The sequence below is a fragment of the Bradyrhizobium sp. MI1.3 genome (assembly GCF_055811695.1).
Map to the genome: position 1 here is coordinate 1 of NZ_JBVVPQ010000087.1, position 19266 is coordinate 19266.

22 protein-coding genes and 1 tRNA gene are annotated in these 19266 nt (G+C 64.8%); 6 read left to right on the forward strand and 17 right to left on the reverse strand.

Annotated features, from left to right (window positions below; translation table 11 throughout):
- Positions 1-239 precede the first annotated feature (239 nt).
- The 3 genes from AC0L3A_RS35335 (at position 240) to AC0L3A_RS35345 (ending at position 3349) form a co-directional block, all read left to right on the forward strand.
- The gene (locus tag AC0L3A_RS35335; protein WP_007597527.1) at positions 240-1250 is read left to right on the forward strand and encodes an aldo/keto reductase; all 1011 of its coding nucleotides are present in this window, start codon (positions 240-242) and stop codon (positions 1248-1250) included.
- Between the two features lie 13 nt (positions 1251-1263).
- Positions 1264-2577: a tetratricopeptide repeat protein gene (locus AC0L3A_RS35340; RefSeq protein WP_219682447.1), complete on the forward strand. Its 1314-nt coding sequence runs from the start codon at positions 1264-1266 to the stop codon at positions 2575-2577.
- Positions 2578-2773: 196 nt separating this feature from the next.
- Positions 2774-3349: a hypothetical protein gene (locus AC0L3A_RS35345; protein WP_007597530.1), complete on the forward strand. Its 576-nt coding sequence runs from the start codon at positions 2774-2776 to the stop codon at positions 3347-3349.
- A 9-nt stretch (positions 3350-3358) separates the two neighbouring features.
- Here the strand turns inward: AC0L3A_RS35345 and AC0L3A_RS35350 are convergent, their stop codons facing one another.
- Positions 3359-4918 (reverse strand): oleate hydratase, encoded by a 1560-nt coding sequence (locus AC0L3A_RS35350; protein WP_473256105.1) that lies wholly within the window; start codon positions 4916-4918, stop codon positions 3359-3361.
- A 358-nt stretch (positions 4919-5276) separates the two neighbouring features.
- Between AC0L3A_RS35350 and AC0L3A_RS35355 the strand changes: the two genes are divergently transcribed.
- Complete coding sequence (locus tag AC0L3A_RS35355; protein ID WP_473256106.1) at positions 5277-5597, forward strand: hypothetical protein; 321 nt, start codon at positions 5277-5279, stop codon at positions 5595-5597.
- Positions 5598-5654: 57 nt separating this feature from the next.
- On the opposite strand, the gene AC0L3A_RS35360 is transcribed toward AC0L3A_RS35355, so the two are convergent.
- The 4 genes from AC0L3A_RS35360 to AC0L3A_RS35375 all read right to left on the reverse strand — a co-directional run bounded on the left by AC0L3A_RS35360 (position 5655) and on the right by AC0L3A_RS35375 (position 9073).
- Positions 5655-6926, reverse strand: coding sequence for a flavin monoamine oxidase family protein (locus tag AC0L3A_RS35360; RefSeq protein ID WP_473256107.1), 1272 nt, complete (start codon positions 6924-6926; stop codon positions 5655-5657).
- A gap of 8 nt (positions 6927-6934) precedes the next feature.
- Positions 6935-7645, reverse strand: a complete 711-nt coding sequence (locus AC0L3A_RS35365) for a RibD family protein (RefSeq protein WP_219682450.1) — start codon at positions 7643-7645, stop codon at positions 6935-6937.
- 19 nt (positions 7646-7664) lie between these two features.
- Positions 7665-8336 carry an FABP family protein gene (locus AC0L3A_RS35370; protein ID WP_007597539.1) on the reverse strand — a complete coding sequence of 224 codons (672 nt, stop codon included), beginning with the start codon at positions 8334-8336 and terminating at the stop codon, positions 7665-7667.
- Between the two features lie 236 nt (positions 8337-8572).
- On the reverse strand, positions 8573-9073 hold the full coding sequence (locus tag AC0L3A_RS35375) for a hypothetical protein (protein WP_007597540.1): 501 nt from the start codon (positions 9071-9073) through the stop codon (positions 8573-8575).
- 378 nt (positions 9074-9451) lie between these two features.
- On the opposite strand from AC0L3A_RS35375, the gene AC0L3A_RS35380 reads away from it, so the two are divergent.
- A complete protein-coding gene (locus AC0L3A_RS35380) occupies positions 9452-10594 on the forward strand; it encodes a helix-turn-helix transcriptional regulator (protein ID WP_473256108.1) in 1143 nt (380 codons plus the stop codon).
- A gap of 13 nt (positions 10595-10607) precedes the next feature.
- Here the strand turns inward: AC0L3A_RS35380 and AC0L3A_RS35385 are convergent, their stop codons facing one another.
- The 10 genes from AC0L3A_RS35385 to AC0L3A_RS35430 all read right to left on the reverse strand — a co-directional run bounded on the left by AC0L3A_RS35385 (position 10608) and on the right by AC0L3A_RS35430 (position 16983).
- Entirely contained in the window at positions 10608-10853 is a 246-nt protein-coding gene (locus AC0L3A_RS35385; RefSeq protein WP_219682452.1) for a hypothetical protein, read from the reverse strand.
- Between the two features lie 185 nt (positions 10854-11038).
- Positions 11039-11114 (reverse strand) — tRNA-Phe (locus AC0L3A_RS35390).
- Positions 11115-11299: 185 nt separating this feature from the next.
- Positions 11300-11482, reverse strand: a complete 183-nt coding sequence (gene yacG, locus AC0L3A_RS35395; protein ID WP_007597555.1) for a DNA gyrase inhibitor YacG — start codon at positions 11480-11482, stop codon at positions 11300-11302.
- A 156-nt stretch (positions 11483-11638) separates the two neighbouring features.
- On the reverse strand, positions 11639-12268 hold the full coding sequence (locus AC0L3A_RS35400; RefSeq protein ID WP_007597557.1) for a Maf-like protein: 630 nt from the start codon (positions 12266-12268) through the stop codon (positions 11639-11641).
- A gap of 156 nt (positions 12269-12424) precedes the next feature.
- On the reverse strand, positions 12425-12892 hold the full coding sequence (locus tag AC0L3A_RS35405) for an arsenate-mycothiol transferase ArsC (protein ID WP_219682453.1): 468 nt from the start codon (positions 12890-12892) through the stop codon (positions 12425-12427).
- Positions 12893-12897: 5 nt separating this feature from the next.
- On the reverse strand, positions 12898-13395 hold the full coding sequence (locus tag AC0L3A_RS35410) for a UPF0262 family protein (protein ID WP_018453111.1): 498 nt from the start codon (positions 13393-13395) through the stop codon (positions 12898-12900).
- Positions 13392-14687 carry a histidinol dehydrogenase gene (gene hisD / locus AC0L3A_RS35415; RefSeq protein WP_035993721.1) on the reverse strand — a complete coding sequence of 432 codons (1296 nt, stop codon included), beginning with the start codon at positions 14685-14687 and terminating at the stop codon, positions 13392-13394. The genes AC0L3A_RS35410 and hisD overlap by 4 nt, the downstream gene beginning before the upstream one ends.
- Positions 14688-14839: 152 nt before the next feature.
- Complete coding sequence (locus AC0L3A_RS35420) at positions 14840-15277, reverse strand: DUF2948 family protein (protein ID WP_473256109.1); 438 nt, start codon at positions 15275-15277, stop codon at positions 14840-14842.
- 81 nt (positions 15278-15358) lie between these two features.
- Positions 15359-16018, reverse strand: a complete 660-nt coding sequence (locus tag AC0L3A_RS35425) for an NAD(P)H-binding protein (RefSeq protein ID WP_473256110.1) — start codon at positions 16016-16018, stop codon at positions 15359-15361.
- A 26-nt stretch (positions 16019-16044) separates the two neighbouring features.
- Entirely contained in the window at positions 16045-16983 is a 939-nt protein-coding gene (locus AC0L3A_RS35430) for an SDR family oxidoreductase (protein WP_473256111.1), read from the reverse strand.
- Positions 16984-17066: 83 nt separating this feature from the next.
- Here AC0L3A_RS35430 and AC0L3A_RS35435 point away from each other — a divergent pair, with 83 nt between their 5' ends.
- A complete protein-coding gene (locus AC0L3A_RS35435) occupies positions 17067-17720 on the forward strand; it encodes a TetR/AcrR family transcriptional regulator (RefSeq protein ID WP_219682456.1) in 654 nt (217 codons plus the stop codon).
- 6 nt (positions 17721-17726) lie between these two features.
- On the opposite strand, the gene AC0L3A_RS35440 is transcribed toward AC0L3A_RS35435, so the two are convergent.
- Entirely contained in the window at positions 17727-18551 is an 825-nt protein-coding gene (locus AC0L3A_RS35440; RefSeq protein WP_007597570.1) for an alpha/beta fold hydrolase, read from the reverse strand.
- A gap of 19 nt (positions 18552-18570) precedes the next feature.
- Positions 18571-19080 carry a hypothetical protein gene (locus tag AC0L3A_RS35445; protein WP_354126890.1) on the reverse strand — a complete coding sequence of 170 codons (510 nt, stop codon included), beginning with the start codon at positions 19078-19080 and terminating at the stop codon, positions 18571-18573.
- Positions 19081-19266 lie beyond the last annotated feature (186 nt).

Below are 19266 nucleotides of genomic sequence, written 5' to 3' on the forward strand. Positions count from 1 at the left end.
ATGGCCAACCTGTCAGTGATGTGTCCGAACAAGCGTCAGCTATGTCTCCGGTCTAAACATCAAGCCGGGCGATGACAGCTGAGAGCGTAGCAAGCTGCTCCCCCAACCTCGTCATTGCGAGCGCAGCGAAGCAATCCAGAATCTTTCCGCAGACGCATCTCTGGATTGCCTAGCTGCGCTCGCAATGACGGAGTGAGACGGCTATGCTGGCGTGTCAACAAGCGTTGAGGAAACAGCCCATGCAATATCGCCAACTCGGCCGCAGCGGCATCAAAGTGTCGCCGATCTGCTTGGGCACGATGATGTTCGGCGGGCCGACCGATGAAGCCACCTCAAAGCGGATCATCGCGAAGGCGCACGAGGCCGGGATCAATTTCATCGACACCGCGGATGCCTATTCGAAGGGTGCATCCGAAGAGGTCGTGGGACGCGCGATCGGCAACAACCGTCACGCCTGGGTGCTCGCGACGAAACTCGCCAATCCCATGGGCGACGATCCCAACCGTGTCGGCCTGTCGCGACGCTGGGTATTGCAGGCGGCGGATGAGAGCCTCAAGCGGCTCGGCACCGATCACATCGACATCTATTATCTGCACAAGGAAGACCATGCGACGCCGCTCGAAGAGACGGTGCGCGCGATGGGCGATTTGATCCGCGCCGGCAAAGTGCGCTATTTCGGCGTCTCGAACTACCGCGCCTGGCGCGTCGCCGAAATCTGCAACATCTGCGACCGGCTCGGCATCGACCGGCCCGCGGTGAGCCAGCCCTATTACAACGCCATGAACCGCATGCCCGAAGTCGAGCACTTCCCGGCCTGCTCCTATTACGGCCTCGGCATCGTGCCCTACAGCCCGCTGGCGCGCGGCGTGCTGACCGGCAAATACAAGCCCGACGCGGCTCCCGACAAGGAGACGCGCGCAGGCCGCAACGACACGCGCATGATGCAGACCGAATGGCGGCCGGAATCGCTTCAGCTGGCGCAGGAGATCAAGGCCCACGCTGAGAAAAAGGGCATCACCGCAGGCCAGTTCGCGGTCGCCTGGGTGCTGAACTCCGCCTTTGTCTCCTCGATCGTTGCCGGGCCGCGCACCGAGGAGCAATGGGACGGCTACACCGGCGCGCTCGACTATCGCTTCACTGCGGAAGACGAGGCGCTGATCGACAGGCTCGTCGTGCCGGGGCATCCCTCGACGCCGGGCTACAACGACCCGGCCTATCCGATTGAAGGACGTCGCGCGCGGACGGCTTGAGCCGGAGACAGGAATGGCCCTCGAAGATCGCTACGGCCTGCCGCTCTCTACCTCTTCGCCCGAGGCGGCATCCGCTTATCGTGAGGGCGTCGACCTCATGCTCGCGGGCTGGACCGGTACGGCGGAAACGCTGGAGCGCGCGATTGCGGCCGATCCGGATTTTGCGATGGCCCATATCGCCCGCGGCCGCCTGCATGGCTTCTATCAGCAAGGCGATCTGGCACGGCAGAAGGCGGCACTCGCGCGTGAGCTCGTGGCGACACGCGGCACGGAACGCGAGCGTTCGCATGTCGAGACGCTGGCGCTCGCAATCGAGGGCCGGCTGCCCGAGGCGATCGCGGCGACGATGAAGCACGTCGAGGCGTGGCCGCGCGATGCATTGGTGCTGTCGCTGCCGCTCGGCGCCTTCGGCCTGTTCGCATTCTCCGGCATGGCCGATCACGACCGCGCGCGGCAGGAGCTGTGCGAGCGCGTGGCGCATCACTATGGCGAGGATTGGTGGTTCCTCACCATGTACGGCTGGGCGATGACCGAGAACGGCAATGTCGGTCGCGGTCGCGGTATCACCGAGCGCGGCTTCGACCTGCGCCGGCAGAATGCCCACGCCGCGCACGCCGTGCTGCATGCGATGTTCGAGGACGGTTCGATCGAGGCGGCCGACCGACTCGTCGACGACTGGATACCCTCTTACGACCGGGCTGGAATTTTGCACGGCCACATCCGTTGGCATCAGGCGCTCGGCGCGCTGGAGCATGGCGATGCCGCGCGGGCGCTCGCGATCTATGCCGACGTGCTGCAGCCGCAGGCGACGCAGGCGCCGCCGCTCAACGTCGTCACCGACGCCGCGTCCCTGCTCTGGCGCCTGTCGGCTTACGGCCACGCCGTGCCGAAAGCGCTCTGGGTCGAAGCCGATGCCACCGCGCAAAAGCTGTTTCCGAAATCGAGCCTGCCCTTCGCCGACATCCACATGGCGCTGTTCGCGGCTGCGACGCAAAATCGCGAGGCGCTCGCCATACGTCTTGCCGCGATCGAGCAGCGGCTCGCCGATGGCAAGCTTCCGGCCGGTCCCGTGGTGCCCGCGGTCTGCCGTGCGCTGGCAGCCTTTGCGGAAGAGGATTACGCGGCATGCGTGCAAATGCTCGCGCCGGTCCTCGGCGAGGTCGTGCGCGTCGGCGGCAGCCATGCCCAGCGCGAGTTGATCGAGGACACTTTTGTCGTTGCCCTCACGCGCAGCGGCGACCTGCCGCGCGCCCGCGCGCTGCTCGACGCGCGCCTGCACCGCCGTCCCTCCCTGCGCGATACGCGCTGGCAGGCGGCAATGGGGTAGCTCCGCCACGAAAAAAACACCGGCCGGGCGGCAAGTGCCGGCCGGGAATGGTTGGGCGATACGGGCGAATCGCCGTTGGGGTGGCGCGGTGGTATTTCAGACGAATCCGGTAGAACAAACGGGATCGCAACCAATTTGCGGTTCGCTGGTTATCGGACGGAACTTTTCCGTGGTTCCCTGGCATGTGAGCCTCCCGATGCGCCTCTGCCGACCAGTCCTCACCGCCGCCCTTATCAGCCTGGCAAGCCCTTGTTTTGCCGAGTCTTCCTTGTCGATTCCCGTCAACAACCCTCCGGCCGCAAACGCTTACGTCGACCTGCTGGCGCTGATGTCCGGCCACTGCAAGACGTTGAAGGTCGCCGGGCGCACCTTCGCCTGCAAGACGGTGGCCTACGCCCATGGTGACAAGGGCCGGGTCAATTTCGCGGTCGCGGTCGACGATCCCGCCGATCACAATCACGTCGTGTCGTTCTCCGGCGAGAACGGCAAGCGCGCCGACGACAATTCCTACGAGCTGCCGATCGATCGCATGCTGCTCAACTCCAAGGACCGCCCCAAGGTCGACGGGTTGCCAGTGCCGGCCGAGCAGACCTCCACCGGCCTCTGCCGCCAGACCGGCAATTTCGCCGCCAAGAAGGTGACTGATGTCACCTGCTCCGCCACCGACAGCGAGGGCCGCCGCTACGAACTGCTGTTCGTTTCCGACGGCACGCCCGTGAGCGTGCGTCGTATCAGGCAGTCGGCGCCATCGATCCAGGATCCGTTCAAATAACTCGACCCGTCACGTGAACGCCTTTTCCAGCGTTGCGAAGATCACTGCGAGCGATTTGTCGTGCCGCGTCACCGGCGGCACCGGGCGATCGATCTTCATCAGCTGATAGACCGCCGTCTGCGCCGCGCGCACCGAATATTCGACGGTGAACACGACGTCATCGGGGATTTCGACGAACTGGCTGACGAAGGCGAGATTGACGGAATTCCTGGGCACCGGCAGCGGCCGGTCGGTCGCGCTGCGCGGCATGAACATGCTGGTGATGTAGGGCATGCGGCAGGGAACGCAGATCGCATCCTCGAAGACGCCAAGGTCGAAATTCAGATGGCCGCAAAGCTCCTTCAGGATGTCGGCGCCGCTGCAATCGGACATCGGTTTGGCCACGAAATTGCCGACGCGGTCGGGATGCAGCGCATAGCCCCAGAACACCTGCACGTTCTTCGGCTGTCCGGCGAAATGCGGCTGGTGATACAGCACCACCGACATCAGCCAGTTGGAGTCCCTGAACGTGACGAGGCCGCCGGTGCCCGCCTTGTTGCCGGAGAACGCCTCCATCTTGTCGAAGAAGCGCGGATCGCGGCAGGTGACCGTGAATGACAGCCAATAGGATTCCGGGATCGACGCGTTGAACGCGGACGGCTTGCCAAATTCGGGACGTCCCTCCGCGATTCGTTCCCACAGCGCCCAACCCCGGCTGTCGGACTTGGTCAGGCACGGAGCCGGCTCGGTCATCGAACCCAGGCTCGAGGCGTCCGTCATCGAGCCGTTCTGAAAGAACACCAGGTCGCCGTCCTCGAGCTGGACATTGGCGATGCGGCCGTCGCGGTCGAGTACGAGCTGGCGCACCCGCAAGCGTCCGTCCTCGCTCTCGATCGCCATGTCGGTGACGGCGGTCCCGCGCACGAACTGCACGCCCTGGCCCTTGAGCCAGGCGGCAAGCGGCCGCACGATCGCGTCATACTGGTTGTAGACGGTGCGCTTGACGCCGGCGAGCGTCTCGATGCGCGGGAATTCGTTCATGAAGCGATGCAGATAGCGCTTCAGCTCGACCGCGCTGTGCCAGGGCTGAAAGGCGAAAGTGGTCTGCCACATGAACCAGAAATTGGATTCGAAGAATTTGGGCGACAGCCAGTCGGTGATGCGGCTGTTGCCGAGCGTCTCCTCCGAGGCCTCCGTGAGCCGCAGCAGCTCGAGCCGGTCGCGCGCGGAAAATCCCATATGCGAGACGTCGAGCTTGAAGCGGTTGCGATCGACCAACCTCGCCTGCGAATGCGCCGGGTTCTCGGTGTTGAACGCGACGGTTTCCTCGCGCACGCTGAGGCCGGGATGTTCGACCGAGGGAATGCTCGACAGCAGCTCCCAGGTGCATTCGTAGTGATCGGTGGTGAGCATGCGTCCGCCGCGCAGCGAATAAGCGCCGTTCGCGAGCAGCGCGCCGTCGAGGCTGCCGCCGAGCAGCGGCTGCGCCTCGTAGATCACGATGTCCCGCCCCGGCAGCTGCGCGTCACGAACCAGGAACGCCGCGCCCGCGAGCGATCCAATGCCGCCACCGATGAAATACGCCTTCATGTCTTGCCTCGATCTGCAATTCGAATTGTCGCGGCGACATTGCATGGGGAGACACTGGCCGGAGTTGCGCTGGATCAAGCGCAACGCGCATGAGGATCACGTTGAGTTGAGCGATTGACTGATCAGCCCCCGGCATGGCGGCCTTTCGCGACTCTCCACCGATGACGTGATTGCGTCATTCGCGGCAGAGTGATGGCAGAGTTGCGATCGACGCCCGCGATGCGACAATAAATCTCACGAGACGCACGCAGCCGCGCAAATCGAACGCTAATGAAACTGCGTCGTTTCGACGCCCGCACTGACCGGAACGCGCCGGATGACCACGTGTTGTCACACGACATTCAACTGGAGTAATGACATGAAGTATCTCATTGTCGCGATGGCCGTCGGTGCTGCGGCGCTTGCAGGCGGATCCGCGGCGAACGCGGCCAACAATTCAAGCGCGAAACACAACGCGCCAGCCGGCCAGTCGACCGATATCAGCGCGCAGCACAGGCACCACCATCACGGCTATCGCCATCACTGGCGTCCTCACCACCATCACGGATTTCATCGTCCGCACTACCGGAGCTACGGCTATTACCCGCGGCACCACGGCTATTACGGCGGCGGACCGTACGGATATTACGGCGGCGGCGGTCCCAGCGTGACGTTCGGCTTCGGCGGCAGCCGCTGGTAAGACGGTCGCTGGTAAGACGAAGGCCCGCGGGATGCGGGCCTTTTTCTTGACTGTCAGCTATCCCCGCAAGATCAGCCCCGCCGTTTGCTGGCCGCTCGCCAGCGCCGCTTCGACCGTGCCCATGTCGGCTCCGCGATAGAGCGCCTCGCCGGAGAACAGCACCGGACCGTCGGCCCGCGCGAGGATCGTTTGCGCCTCGCGCGTTCGCGGCGTCGCCCAGGAATAGGCGCCGCGGGCATAGGGATCGTGCGCCCAGTTGGTCGCAGCGGCCGCGATGAGCTCGCGCGCGAGATCTTCGCGCGACAGGCCGAAGACGGTCGCAAGCGAATCGAGCCCGGCATCGATCAGCGCTTGCGGGCCGAGGTGCGACAGCGCTGCCGTGCGCGGGCCGCCGAACCATCCGGTCAGCACGGGATGCCGGTTCGGATATTGCGTCCACCACACCGGGATGACCTGGTCGGACAAAATGAAGCTCATGTCCGCGAGCTCTTCCTTGCGCTCGCGCCACCATGGCCGCCTGAAGCGCAGCAGGATTTTTATCACGTTACCGAAGCCGATGTCGTCGGCCGCCGCCGCCTTCGCGCGCGCGCGGCTCGGCAGCCCGATCTCGCGCAATAGCGGCAACGGAACAGTGAGGATCACGCGACCGCAGCCATGCACGTCGCCGCCGATACAGCGAACGGCGATCGCGCCGCCCTCCTCCTCGATCGCCGACACCACGCAGCCGAAGCGAAACATCACGCCAAGGTTGCGGCACTCGGCTGCCAGGAAGTCGATCATCCCACCATAGCCGCCCTTGATGCGCGCCTGCGGAGAGTGCCCGCCAGCCATCCATTCCTCGCGCAGCGCCAGCGTGGAGGCGCGCTCGGGATCGGCCGCATCGTAGCCCTCGACCATTCGCTCGATCGAATGGCGCAGCCCCGCATGCTCATCGCCGGCAAAATGCCGGCGCAGGAAATCGGCGATGGTGAGATCGTCATTCAATTCCCGAACCACGGCGTGCAGCTCGGCCTCAAGCGGATCGTGGCGGTCCTCGCGCACGATGTCTGCGCCGTCAAAGCCCCATCGCTCGCCTTCGATTTCCTGAAGGGACAGCCCGGCCTCATGCAGCAGCGCGCGCGTGACCGGCGCCTCGCCGTGGACGAATTCGGCGCCGCCATCGGCGGGGTAGCCGAACTCCGAAACAGACAGCGGATGGATGCGGCCGCCGCAGCGCTCGCGCGCCTCCAGGATCGTCACCGTCCTGCCCGCGCACGCCAGCTCGCGCGCCGCCATCAGGCCGGCCGCGCCGGCACCGACGATGACGATATGCTCTGATGTTGCCGACATGTCGGTGCTTACTTGCCCACGGCCTGCGGATCGTTCTGGATCAGATAGCGCAGCAGCAGGACGCCGCCGCCGAGATCTCGCGTGCTCTCCAGCGTCATCGCGCTGAGCGGTGCACGCCGGTCGCCATCGGCATCCGTGGAATCGAACACGAAGGGCGCGCCCTTGGCGCCGTCGATCGCGGGGCTAAGGATCAGATCGAACTCGTCGATCAGGCCGGCACGAAGGAACGCGCCGTTGGCGACGCCCCCGCCCTCCACCAGAAGGCGCTTCACGCCGAGCTCGCGGTTGAGAATGTCCACCGCCCGCGCGAGGTCGATCTCGGACTTTCCGGCAAAGATATAGGACACGCCCTCGCGGCGGAGCCCCGCGAGATGCGAATCGGAGACGCTCTCGGTCAGCACGACGACGATCGGATCGCCGCCGATATCGGAGCGGCCCCAGCCGATCTTGCCCTTCGCATCGAGCACGACGCCATAGGTTATCGCGTCACGTCGTGCCAACCAATTTTCGCGCGGAAATTTCGCGGCCGCCGTCGCGGGATAGGGCTTGCCCTTGGCGAACTCCGAGCCGGTGACGCGGCCGATTACCCAGGCATCGCCGCCGAGCTCGTCGTGGATCTTCTCGAACCAGTCCGTCCCTGCCCCCTTCGGGCGCCAGCGGCTCGGATGGGTGCGGCCGTCCAGACTCGAATGCATCAGACAGATGACGTAAGGCTTCATGCGTATCTCCGGGCCGCGCTCAGGCTGCCGGCTCATTGCCCTTATTCCCCGTGGCGCGATCGTTCAAGATCACCGCGAGGGGATTGAGCTTTGGCGGCGCGACGAGTTTCAGCGTGTTGGTGTCGCGATGGTTGAACGGCGCGCCGCGCACGAACAACTCGGTCTGGATCAGATAGGTCCAACTGCCGTCGTCGTTGAAGGTGATGTCGCAGCGGTAAGCATCGGTGCGGAACGCTTGTTCCAGAAAATCAGTCGAGCAGATCCCGTATGCGGTGTCGCCGCGCTTGGCGGTCACGGAGATCTCCTTGTCGTCCGCCCCGGCCTTGCCCGACGCCAGCAGCACCTGCCCGCGCGGGATCGCCAGCGTCTGCATGATCAGCCCGGTCGCGGGCTCCCACAACCAGTAGCCGACCTGGTCGTGGAAGGTGATGTCTTCCTCGGGCGTGTTGATGTGGATGTGATAGCGCAGCCCATAGAGCAGCTGCGGCCCGTTGGCCTGCGGATCGATCGGGTCCATCCGGATGCGCTCAATGAAGGTCCGCCGCTCCGGCCCCTCCGCCTTCGGATTGATATCGATACCTTTGTCGGCCTGCCAGCTGCCTGCGAGACGGCGGAGCGGGCCGAGATTGGCAAGCCCGTCGGGCGAGACGTCCTCGGGCTCGGTGAAGATATCGGCGGGAAGGGGGAGCATGGGTGTCCTCGCGTCATTGCGGAGGCAGCAATAGCATGAGAGCGCGGGCGTGGCTCGTTCGCAAGCCTCACAATCGCGAATGGACATAGGGGCCACGCGCAGACGATCCATGACGCGAGCCACCTGACAACAGGCTGGACTGACCGGCTGGAATGATATGTGTCGTCAATCACGCGCTGATCGTCGACCCGCTTGCGACTTGCCTCGTGCAATCGGAGGAGAGGCCATCCGCACTGCTACTTCAACGCAAGGCTGCTGCAATATGCCGAGGTCTCGCCGGAGCGCCAGCCGGTGATCCGTCCTGCTTCCTTGCACTCGTCATAGGTCTTGTAGTTAGCGACGTTACGGCACGTGAACGAATAGACGCCACCCGAAACGTTGCAACCAACCCAGGGCTTGTCGCCCGTCTTGAAGCTCGATTGACAACCGCCGACGCAGCTGCCCGTGGCAGCGGCGAGCTTGGCAAGCTTCGCGGCGTCCGAGTTCGGCGCCAGTGACGCCGTCGAAGCGGCTGACGTGCGCGATGCGGTCCCGCGAGCTGTCGCGTGATGCGCTGGCCGGTGTGGCCGCGCCATATGCTTCGGCGCATCGACCGTGACGCCGGGAAGCTGGGTGTCGGCGGCGGTCGTGGTGGGCGTCGGTTGCGACATCGCGGTGCCGCCGAGGGCGCACAGGAGCAGTGCGATCGATGAGATGGCGACAGCGGGACGCGTACCGAAGCGTGATGACAACGTCATGGCCATGTCCTTCCAGATGCGGGGAGGGTCAATTCCGTCCCGAGGGCCAGGATATCACGCCCTGATCCAGGTTGCATGGAGAGGAACCATGCAACTTGACACGGCCTGCCGACGCGCTCCGCATCGCATCTGCCGCAGTTTTGAGCAGGCATCGAGCAGAACAGACACTCGACTTAGCGGCAGCAAAGCACGAGCGCGAAATGCGTCGCGGCCGCCAACAAGCCACTCCAAGCATTTGGGTTCGGTGTTCCCGTTTGCGCCCCCGAATCGCGGTGATAGGATCGCTGCCTCGGGATTGTGAAATACGTCATAGGCGATGAAGCCACTCCTAAACTAGCTTTCAAGTGACGTCCGCTATTTTCAAGTGAGTGGTTTGGAATGCACCAGGCTTCGGTCGAGAAGTTCTCGGACCTCATCGGCAGTATCTATGATTGTGTGATCGCGCCGGAACGCTGGACCGAAGTTCTGGATGAGATCTGCGCCGAGTTCGGCTTTGCCACCGGCGCGCTCTCGGTCGCCAGCCTCACCAATATGAAGGCCGTCGTCAATGCGGTCTCCGGGTCCGACCTGGCCCAGATGGCCCAGAACGGGGTCGGCTACGGCGCCGACATCATCGAGCTCTGGGGCGGCGCCGAGCGCATTCAGCAGTATCCGCTCGGCGAGCCGATCGTTCAATCCGAAGCCGTCCGGTCGGAGATCATTTCCAGCAACCGCTATTATCGCGAATGGGCCCTGCCCAAGGGCTTGTTCGACGCCGTTGCCGTCGGCCTCGTACGCGACAGGACGATGGTTGGAAATGCGATATTCAGCCAGCATGAGTCGGCAGGCCGCATTGACGATGTGCAGGTCGACGGATTGCGCCTTCTGGCGCCTCACATCCGCCGCGCCGTGACGATCAGCAATCTGTTCGACATGAAGGCGGTGGAGGCCAACACATTCGCGGCGACGGTGGAGGCCCTGACGGTGGGCGTCGTCCTGGCCGACGAGGATTCGAAGATCGTTCACGCCAACGCCGCAGCCGCGGCGATGCTCGCGGCCGGCGATCCGATCATGGCAAGGCATGGCAGGATCGCGGTTCAATCCGCGGCGACCACGGCCACATTGCAATCGGCCATCGCGCAGGCGGCAAAGGACGAGACGAAGCTCGGGCAAAAAGGCATCGGCATCCCGATCCCTCGCCAAGGCGGTGACGCTCTCGTCATTCACGTTCTGCCGTTGCGACGCAGCCACACGCGATCCGGCCTGATCCAAAGCGCCGCTGCCGCCGTGTTCGTGACGTCAGCCTCCGGGCCGCCGCGATTGCCTCACGATGCGCTCAACCAGCTCTATGACCTGACGCCGGCCGAAATTCGCATCTTCGAGCTCATCTGCGAGGGACACACACGAGACGCGATCTCGGCCTTGCTCGGCGTTTCCGTCAGCACCGTGAAGAGCCACCTCATTCACGTCTTCGAAAAGACGGGCTGCCGACGCCAGGTCGATCTGGTCAGGCTCGCGAAATCGCTGACGTTCCCGGTGTAACAGAAGACCGCGCTCAAGCCGCTTCCGACGTTGATCGCGCACGCTGCTCGAGCACGCCGATCGTCGAGACCAAATTGTCGCGTCGCGCGCGAAGATTAAGCGCAAGAAGCGGGTATGTCGGCTGCAGCACGTCAAACACCCCTGCTCTCGCCTCTTCCTCGAGAATGTCTGTGTTCATGAGCCGAACGCGCCACCACAAATCGGCGACCAACGCATCGAGCCGGAGTTCGCCAGCATCAGAACGGGACACTTCCTGCATCACTTGCCTCAACCTGAAACGGCCTCTCTTCCAAGGCCAGACTTTGGTCCTGGCTGAGCAAGCAGAGTGCCAGCAATGGGCGGGCGCGATCTGGTTCCGGAACGGATTGCTGCGCGAGCGGGCTGGTCAAGACCTGGCGCTCAAGGCTTGGCGCTGGGGAAGATGTTGCCCGTGGCGAGCGAAAATGGTGCCCAGGGGCGGAATCGAACCACCGACACTGCGATTTTCAGTCGCATGCTCTACCAACTGAGCTACCTGGGCGTGCTCCAAAGAGGGGCCAAAGCCCATCGAGCGGGCGGTTTATAGTGGGCTGAAGGCTGCCTGTCCACCCGGCTTCACCAAGAGGCTTCGCCGGGCGCGGCACGGCTGTGCACAAGGTCGGGCGGGCTTGCTGGAGCTGGCGTGCTGCGCGGGCATCATTCACTTAGAATGTTGATATTACTTGTTTATTCTTCTCCATCCGCCTCGTCATCCCGGCCGGGGATGACGTAGGAGCCTTTCAGCCAGCGGTTCAGATCGACGTCGCGGCAGCGCGAGGAGCAGAACGGGCGGGTGGCCTCGGACTGCGGCTTGCCGCAGATCGGGCAGGTTTTGAGGGGGCTTGCGGGCTTTTTCACCTGGTCATCCATAGGGTGCTCAGCTTGCACGAGGTGAGAGAGTTCAAGAGCCTGTCGCCAAAGGGGTTCCTCCGGCGGAAGTGCAGGCGTTCCGGCCAGATTCCCGCGGGGCAATTCTACTGTGCATGGGGTTGTTTTCGCGATTTTTTGCAGGAGCGGCCGTTCGGCTCACACGGCGGTGGCGTTGAGCCAGCCGAAGCGGATCGGGAAACCTTCGCCGCCGAGCAGCGTGGTGGTCTCGTAGAGCGGCAGGCCGACCACGTTGGTGTAGGACCCCACCATCTTGACCACGAACGACCCGGCGATTCCCTGCACCGCGTAGCCGCCGGCTTTGCCGCGCCATTCGCCGGAGCCGATATAGGCCTGGATGTCGTCCTCCGAGAGGCGCTTGAAGCGGACGCGGGTCTCGACCAGGCGCTGGCGGAAGGCCTCGCGCGGCGTCACCAGGGTGATTGCGGTGTAGACGCGATGGTTGCGGCCCGACAGCAGCCGCAGGCACTGCGCGGCCTCGTCGACGAGATTGGCCTTGGGCAGGATGCGGCGGCCGACCGCCACCACCGTGTCGGCGGAGAGGATGAAGGCGCCGCGCAGCTCGTCGTCGAGCTGCACTGATTTGAGCGCCGCATCCGCCTTGGCCCGCGCGAGCCGGTTGGCGCAGGCGCGCGGCAGCTCGCCCCGCTTCGGCGTCTCGTCGACGTCGGCGGGCCGGAGCGCGTCCGGCTCGATGCCGGCCTGGTTGAGCAGCGACAGGCGCCGCGGCGAACCGGAGGCGAGAACGAATTTGGGGCGGCCGAGCATCAGGTGATTTGGGGAATGAAGCAGGGGGTGAATTGCGCGCGGAACCTATCGGACGGGGGCTGATTTCACAACCCGGGAACCCGGACTTTACTGATTCGACGGGTACGGGATGCGTGTGCCCGCAGTCTGTGACGCGGGTGTTACGGGCGCCGAATGCTACCCGTTCGCCGCGCCCACCTTCGAAAACCGCCGGCGGATGCGCAGCAGGAGCTGGTCGCAGACGTCACGGTAAGCCGCCAACTTCTGGTCGCGGCTGCCTTCCATGGTGGTGGGATCAAGCGTCGGCCAATACTCGACGTCGGCGGCAAGCGTCCGGGTCAGCTCCAGCGCCTTGTGATGCGCCTCCGGCGACAGCGTGATGATCAGGTCGAAATTCAGCCCTTCCCAATCCTCCAGCTCCTCGAAAGTCTGCGGCTTGTGGGTGGAGATGTCCTGGCCGAGCTCGGCCATCACGGACACCGCGAACGGATCGAGCTCGCCGCGCCTTGCGCCGGCTGACTTCACGTAGAGGCCTTGCGGAAACATGTGCCGCAGCAGGCTCTCGGCCATCGGCGAGCGCACGCTGTTCATGGCGCAAGCGAACAGCACCGATTGCGGATCGCGTGCGCGTGGCGGACCCGCCATCGCGCTTAACCCTTCCAGTGCAGGACAGTAATGAGCGTGAACAGCCGGCGCGAGGTCTCGAAATCGACCCGCACCTTGCCCTTCAGCCGCTCCTGCAGCGTGCGCGAGCCCTCGTCATGGATGCCGCGGCGGCCCATATCGATGGCCTCGATCTTGTCCGGCGTCGCGGTGCGGATCGCCTGGTAGTAGCTGTCGCAGATCATGAAATAGTCCTTCACGATCCGCCGGAACGGCGTCAGCGACAACAGATGTGCGACCACGGGCGTGCCGTCCTCACGGCGGATGTCGAACATCAGGCGGCTGCCGGTGATGCCGATATGCAGCGTGAACGGCCCCTTCCCGTCGGCGCCCTCCGGCGCGAACAGGTTCTGTTCAATCAAATCGTAGATCGCGATCGCGCGCTCATGCTCGATGTCGGGGCCGGAACGGCCGATCGAGTCCTCGTCGAGCGTGACGCCGACGATGCGATTGGTCGAGTCGTCCTGTTCGGGCGGCTGGGTCATGACAGGTTGAGGCGCAATCCAATCGAGCGCGAATGGGCATCTAGCCCCTCCGCCTTGCCGAGAATCATCGCGGCCGGACCGAGCGCACGCAGCTGATCCGGGCCGCATTTCAGGATCGAGGTGCGCTTGAGGAAATCGTGCACCGAGAGCCCCGACGAGAATCGTGCCGAGCGCGCCGTCGGCAGCACGTGGTTGGAGCCGCCGACGTAATCGCCAATCGCCTCCGGCGTGTGCGGCCCGAGGAACACGGCGCCTGCGTTGCGGATCCTTGCGGCGAGCGCGTCGGGATCATGCGTCATGATCTCGAGATGCTCGGCGGCAATCGCATCCGCGAGCGGAATGGCGTCATTGAGGCTCTGCACCATGATGATGGCGCCGAAATCGGCCCACGAGGCGCTGGCGATCGCAGCGCGCGGCAGCGTCTTCAACTGCGCCTCGACGGCCTTTTCGACGTCGGCGGCAAGGCGCGCGGAATCGGTAATCAGGATCGACTGCGCGCTGGAATCGTGCTCGGCCTGTGCCAGCAGGTCGGCGGCAATCCAGTCGGCATTGCCGGTGTCATCGGCGATGACAAGCACCTCCGAGGGACCGGCGATCATGTCGATCCCGACCTTGCCGAACACCAGCCGCTTTGCCGCGGCGACATACGCGTTGCCGGGTCCGACGATCTTGGCGACGGGCGCGATCGTCGCGGTGCCATGCGCGAGCGCGGCAACCGCCTGCGCACCGCCGACGCGATAGATCTCGGTGACGCCGCCAAGCTTTGCTGCCGCCAGGACCAGCGGGTTGAGCTTGCCGTCGGGCGAGGGCACCACCATGACGAGGCGCGCTACGCCCGCGACCTTTGCCGGCACCGCATTCATCAGCACCGAAGACGGATAGGCTGCAGTGCCGCCGGGCACGTAGAGGCCGGCGGATTCGATCGCGGTGTAGCGCCAGCCGAGCTCGACGCCGAGCGAATCGGTGAAACGCTCGTCCTTCGGCAGTTGCCGGCTGTGATAGGTCTCGATGCGATCGCGCGCGAGCTTGAGCGCATCCAGGGTCGCTGCGTCGCAGGCTTTCACCGCGGCCTCGATCTCGGCGGCGGTGACGCGCAGGCCGGATGCATTGAGCGTCAACCGGTCGAACTTTGCCGTGGCCTCGAGCAGGGCGGCATCGCCCCGCTTCGCCACGTCGTCGACGATGGCTCGCGCGGCCGCCTCGACGTCGGCCGAGGCCTCGCGCTTGGCGGCGAGGAAGGCCCCGAATCGCTGGTCAAAATCGGCGCTGCTGCGGTCGAGACGAACGGGCATCTTGGCTTCTAACTGGTTTTTGGGGGCGCGGTTTGGCTCACCAGGCCCCTGCTCAATGGCGCGGCGGGGAAGCTGCGTCAACCCTTGGGCCGGGCCGTTCCCCTCCGGCGTCGTCCTGGCGAAAGCGGAATGCGTGGCCTTGGCATGCCACTTCACCCCTCCCCTTCAGCCTCCAACCCCGCTCCCAGCTGATCCACCCCCAGATCAGTCAGTTCGCATTCCAGGCATTCGACGTCGAGGCGGATGGCGCCGCCTTGGGCAAACAGGAGCAGCGCGCTCCCGCCGGGGGCGTCCTGGCCGTGGAATTCGATGCCGACGAGGTCCAGGACAGTGTCCGGCGCGTCGAGGTCGATGTTGCGCGACTTGCAGGCGAGCACGCGGTCGAAACGGAGGGCCGCCACCAGCCTGCGCGGCTCGGCCTCGCCGTCCAGTGTCTGCTCCCAGTCCAACCGGCTCATGCCGACGACCAGCCGCTTTTCGCTTTGCCGCCAGATGATGTCCGAGGGCTGCACGCGGGCGTCCTGGACGTGGGCCGAGATCACGGAGAGGTCGTCGGCGTCGAGTGCGATCAGTTTGAGCTGGGGAGACATCGACGGCGCTTTCTGCTTCGGGCGGACAGGGCTCAACGCGCGCGGGCGGCGAAATTTCCCTAGAACTAACGCCCCACTGGACTAGAGGCTATTGATATCCTCCATCTCCAGCACCTTTCGCGGATACCCCTCCCGCGCGACCCGGATCATCGCGCGGCCGATCTGCTCCGTCGAGGTGACGAGCCGCGGCGAGACCCGGCGCAGTACCGACCACAGTGGCCAACTTGCTGCATACACGGCCTGCACCCACGCGGTCTTGGAGCGGGCACCGTGGAGCGGTTGGATTGCACCGGGGCGGAACATGTAGGCCGCCTTGAACGGCAGCTTGAGCAGATCGTTCTCGGTCTTGCCCTTGATCCGCGCCCACATCCGCGAACCCTGCTCGGTGGAATCGGTGCCGGCGCCCGTGACATAGACGAATGTCATCTGCGGATTGAGCCGTGCCAGCGCGGTCGCCGCTGCGAGCGTGAGGTCATAGGTGAGATGGCGGTAGCGCTCCTCGCTCATGCCGATCGAGGAGACGCCGAGGCAGAAGAAGCAGGCATCGAAGCCGGTGAGCTGCGCTTCGATCGCCGAGTAGTCCGTGAAATCGCCGTGCGTGATCTCCGTGAGCTTGGCGTGGCGCACGCCGGTCGGGCTGCGGCCGACCACGAGCACGCGATCGATGCCGGCATCGACCAGGCATTCGCGCAAGACGCCCTGCCCGACCATGCCGGTCGCGCCGAAGATGATGATCTGCATCGGGACCTCCCCGACAGGCTCGCGGCTCATGCGGCGGCCGCGATCTCGTCGAAGGATATACCGGTCAACGTCGCCGAGACATCCCACAGCATGGCCGCCGAGGCGAAATCCTTTGCCTGCGGCATGATCTTCGCCGGCCGCGGCGGCCCTTTCAATTCGAAGAACCAGTTGGGACCATAGTAGCCGCCCGGCTCTGCTGCCGGCGAGGTCGCCGCCAACAAAGTCGGCAGCGCGCCTTCCGCGGCAGACTGGCTGATGAAGGGCTGCAGCCACCGGCTCACATGCCACTGGAACGTGTTCGCACCCGGACCGTTCGAAATCAGATCGGTCCGCGCGTAGCCGGGATGTGCGGCAAGGCTCGTCAGACCCCAGCCTGCGGCGAGGCTGCGGCGCTGCAATTCCAGCGAAAACATCAGCATCGCCAGCTTGGACTGGCAATAAGCCCGCCACGGACGATAGGAATGCTTAGCCTGCAGATCGTCGAAATTGATCGCCCCGGAGCGGTGCGCAAGGCTCGAGAGGTTGACGACCCGAGCCGCCTTCGCCCGGCGAAGCTGCGGCAACAGCCGCGCCGTCAGCGCGTAATGACCGAGATAGTTGGTGCCGAGCTGCATCTCGAAACGATCCGCCGTCTGCTGCCGCTTTGGCAGCGCCATCACGCCGGCATTGTTGACGAGCAGGTCGAGCTGCTCGTTGCTGGCGGCGAAGCGCCTGGTAAAATCGGCGACGGAAGCGAGGCTGGCGAGGTCGAGATGCTCGTAGGCGATCAGCGCATTGGGAAAGCGCTCGCAAATGCCCTCGATCGCGCGCAGGCCCTTTGCCTCGTTGCGTCCGGTGAGTATGACAATGGCACCGGCGCCCGCCAGCGCCATCGCCGTCTCGTAGCCGAGGCCGCCCGTCGCTCCGGTCACGACGGCAGTCTTGCCGCTGAGGGAGGGGATGTCTGCCGTGGTCCAGTCGGTCATGCCATAGCTCCGTCGGGGCTGGGAAAGGCCCCGCGACGGGTCTAAATGTGCACTGGGTGCAACTTTGCAAGTGGTGAAGTGATTTGAAGCTTTCGAAAGTCGCCGGGAAATCAGTCAACAGGCGCACCAAGCCATTGCCGGCAGGAGCAAAATCCGCCGATGGCACCGGCCTGCGCCAGCGCAAATTGCAAGCGACCCGCGAGCGGTTGACCCGCGCCGCGATGGCGCTATTCCTGGAGCGCGGTTTCGAGGCCACGACCATCGACGATATTGCGGCCGCGGCGGACGTGTCGCGACGCAGCTTCTTCCATTATTTCGCCTCGAAAGAGGACGTGGTCGCGGCTTGGCAGGAAGGCGCCGCCGCCGCGCTGGTCGCGGAGGTCGTGGCGCGGCCGGCGGGCGAAACCATGCTGACGGCGGCGGAGAACGCGATCGCGGCGGCGCTCAAGCGGATCGATCCGGCGGAGGCTGCGGCCATGTCGCGGCTCAAGCGCGATAATCCCGCGCTTCGGGCGCGCGACCAACTCAAATACGAGAAGCTCGAGCGGGCCCTGGCCGAAGGGCTCGCCCAGCGCGCCAGAACCAAATCGGACCAGCTGAAGGCGCGGCTCGTCGCCATGATCGCCACCGGCGCGATGCGCGTCGGCGGCGAGAGCTGGATCGCCGGAGGAGCGCGGGAGAAGCCGGAAGCTTTCGTCAAGCGCACCTTCGACGCGATCAGGGCAATCTTGGCGTGAGGCCGCTCACTCCCTAAAGAACGCCAGCAGGTCGGCGTTGATGGTCTCGGCGTGCGTCGTCGGCATGCCGTGCGGGAAGCCCTTGTAGGTCTTCAGCGTGCCGTTCTTCAACAGCTTGGCCGACAGCGGCGCGGAGTCGGCGTAAGGCACGATCTGGTCGTCGTCGCCGTGCATCACCAGCACCGGCACATTGATCTTCCTCAAGTCCTCGGTGAAGTCGGTCTGCGAGAACGCGACGATGCCGTCATAATGGGCCTTCGCGCCGCCCATCATGCCCTGGCGCCACCAGTTCTGGATCACCGCTTCCGACGGCTTCGCGCCGGGACGATTGTAGCCATAGAAGGGGCCAGCCGCGATGTCGCGGTAGAAGCTGGCGCGGCCGGCAGCGAGCTGCACCTGGAAATCGTCGAACACGCTCTTGGGCAGGCCGCCGGGATTGGCCGCGGTCTGCAGCATCAGCGGCGGCACCGCCGAGAGGATCGCGGCCTTCGCCACCCGACTCTCGCCGTGGCGCGCGATGTAATGCACCACTTCGCCGCCGCCGGTGGAGTGGCCGACATGGATCGCGTTCTTGAGATCGAGATGGGCCGTCACGGCCGCGAGATCATCGGCATAATGATCCATGTCGTGGCCGTCGGCGACCTGCGACGAACGGCCATGGCCGCGACGGTCGTGCGCGATGACGCGATAGCCGTGCGTCACGAAGAACATCATCTGCGCGTCCCAGTCGTCGGCCGACAGCGGCCAGCCGTGGCTGAACACGATCGGCTGGCCCGAGCCCCAGTCCTTGTAGAATATCTCGACGCCGTCCTTTGTGGTGATGGTAGGCATTGTCAAGCTCCTTGAATGATCAGGCGAACGCCATCGGCTTGAAGCGGCGCCAGGCGCCGATGGTGAGCACCACGAAGAACACCAGCACGAGGCCCTGCACCACGGCGAACACGGGACCTCCCGGTGGATTTGGTGCCACGGCAGGTGCGAGCGCGGCGAGCGCCGGCACCTTCAGGAACGACTGGATTACCAGCACGAAGACGTTGAAATACAGCGAGATCATCGCGGTCACGATGTAAACCGGACGCCAGATGCCAGAGAGCTTCATGCCGTAGATCGCGAGACAGGCGATCGCGAGCAGGACCAGCGAGATGATGCCGATGATATGCGACGGCAGCAGCTCCTTGAACGGAAACAGGAAGCCGGTGGCGCTGGTGAGGATCGTGAACAGCAGGAAGATCGCGGTGAGGCCCGGCATCGGCTTCGAGCCGAGCAGGCCAAACATCACGACGAGGCCGGCGACGATGCCGATCAGGCTGATGATGACATGAACCAGCGTGAAGGCGGGCAAGCTCAACCCAAGAACCATGACATCTCTCCTAATCTCCGCATTGGGATCGGATTGATATTACGGTCCTCATCGGATTGCCACCTGCGCGACGTCACACATGCGTGCGCAGCCATGCGTCATCGTGCGAATCGAAAACGCATGGCTGAATTTTTGCACCGCTGTCGCAAACGACGGCAGATTGTGGTGCGTAGCCCGGATGGAGCG

Bases quoted from the DNA above. Each gene is read 5' to 3' on its own strand.
- AC0L3A_RS35335 (WP_007597527.1), top strand. From the start codon at position 240: ATGCAATATCGCCAACTCGGCCGCAGCGGCATCAAAGTGTCGCCGATC.
- AC0L3A_RS35340 (WP_219682447.1), top strand. From the start codon at position 1,264: ATGGCCCTCGAAGATCGCTACGGCCTGCCGCTCTCTACCTCTTCGCCC.
- AC0L3A_RS35345 (WP_007597530.1), top strand. From the start codon at position 2,774: ATGCGCCTCTGCCGACCAGTCCTCACCGCCGCCCTTATCAGCCTGGCA.
- AC0L3A_RS35350 (WP_473256105.1), bottom strand. From the start codon at position 4,918: ATGAAGGCGTATTTCATCGGTGGCGGCATTGGATCGCTCGCGGGCGCG.
- AC0L3A_RS35355 (WP_473256106.1), top strand. From the start codon at position 5,277: ATGAAGTATCTCATTGTCGCGATGGCCGTCGGTGCTGCGGCGCTTGCA.
- AC0L3A_RS35360 (WP_473256107.1), bottom strand. From the start codon at position 6,926: ATGTCGGCAACATCAGAGCATATCGTCATCGTCGGTGCCGGCGCGGCC.
- AC0L3A_RS35365 (WP_219682450.1), bottom strand. From the start codon at position 7,645: ATGAAGCCTTACGTCATCTGTCTGATGCATTCGAGTCTGGACGGCCGC.
- AC0L3A_RS35370 (WP_007597539.1), bottom strand. From the start codon at position 8,336: ATGCTCCCCCTTCCCGCCGATATCTTCACCGAGCCCGAGGACGTCTCG.
- AC0L3A_RS35375 (WP_007597540.1), bottom strand. From the start codon at position 9,073: ATGACGTTGTCATCACGCTTCGGTACGCGTCCCGCTGTCGCCATCTCA.
- AC0L3A_RS35380 (WP_473256108.1), top strand. From the start codon at position 9,452: ATGCACCAGGCTTCGGTCGAGAAGTTCTCGGACCTCATCGGCAGTATC.
- AC0L3A_RS35385 (WP_219682452.1), bottom strand. From the start codon at position 10,853: ATGCAGGAAGTGTCCCGTTCTGATGCTGGCGAACTCCGGCTCGATGCG.
- yacG (WP_007597555.1), bottom strand. From the start codon at position 11,482: ATGGATGACCAGGTGAAAAAGCCCGCAAGCCCCCTCAAAACCTGCCCG.
- AC0L3A_RS35400 (WP_007597557.1), bottom strand. From the start codon at position 12,268: ATGCTCGGCCGCCCCAAATTCGTTCTCGCCTCCGGTTCGCCGCGGCGC.
- AC0L3A_RS35405 (WP_219682453.1), bottom strand. From the start codon at position 12,892: ATGGCGGGTCCGCCACGCGCACGCGATCCGCAATCGGTGCTGTTCGCT.
- AC0L3A_RS35410 (WP_018453111.1), bottom strand. From the start codon at position 13,395: ATGACCCAGCCGCCCGAACAGGACGACTCGACCAATCGCATCGTCGGC.
- hisD (WP_035993721.1), bottom strand. From the start codon at position 14,687: ATGCCCGTTCGTCTCGACCGCAGCAGCGCCGATTTTGACCAGCGATTC.
- AC0L3A_RS35420 (WP_473256109.1), bottom strand. From the start codon at position 15,277: ATGTCTCCCCAGCTCAAACTGATCGCACTCGACGCCGACGACCTCTCC.
- AC0L3A_RS35425 (WP_473256110.1), bottom strand. From the start codon at position 16,018: ATGCAGATCATCATCTTCGGCGCGACCGGCATGGTCGGGCAGGGCGTC.
- AC0L3A_RS35430 (WP_473256111.1), bottom strand. From the start codon at position 16,983: ATGACCGACTGGACCACGGCAGACATCCCCTCCCTCAGCGGCAAGACT.
- AC0L3A_RS35440 (WP_007597570.1), bottom strand. From the start codon at position 18,551: ATGCCTACCATCACCACAAAGGACGGCGTCGAGATATTCTACAAGGAC.
- AC0L3A_RS35445 (WP_354126890.1), bottom strand. From the start codon at position 19,080: ATGGTTCTTGGGTTGAGCTTGCCCGCCTTCACGCTGGTTCATGTCATC.